General features: G+C 60.7%; 1 protein-coding gene. It reads left to right on the top strand.

Annotated features, from left to right (window positions below; genetic code table 11):
- Positions 1–4: 4 nt before the first annotated feature.
- Positions 5–154 carry a phosphomethylpyrimidine synthase ThiC gene (locus tag NE591_RS14430; RefSeq protein ID WP_256157005.1) on the top strand — a complete coding sequence of 50 codons (150 nt, stop codon included), beginning with the start codon at positions 5–7 and terminating at the stop codon, positions 152–154.
- Positions 155–300: the final 146 nt, after the last annotated feature.

The following is a 300-nucleotide window of genomic DNA, read 5'->3' as shown; positions in this document are numbered from 1 at the left end:
CGACCTGTCGCTCGATCCGGCCCGCGCCCGCGCCGTCATCGAAAGCGCACCTCCCTCTACCGAGGGCACCTGCACCATGTGCGGCAAGATGTGCGCCATGAAAACCGTGAACGACATCATGGACGGGCTCGTCGTCGACTTGGACGCGGAATAGACGCCCCTCGGGCACAAGGAGCGGGGTCGGGCCGTCCTTCTCGCTCGATTAGGGCAAGAAATTCGAGTTGTTAGACTTTTCTGACAGAGCAACTTGCGGAAACGCTGCGAAAACACCTGGTCGGGCCTTTACGATGCAGCGTTTCC

Origin of the sequence: Adlercreutzia sp. DFI.6.23, assembly GCF_024462535.1 — a bacterium.
Classification (GTDB): Bacteria; Actinomycetota; Coriobacteriia; order Coriobacteriales; family Eggerthellaceae; genus Adlercreutzia; species Adlercreutzia rubneri.
Note: the sequence above shows the minus strand (reverse complement) of the source record. Positions and strands in the feature narration are given on the sequence as shown.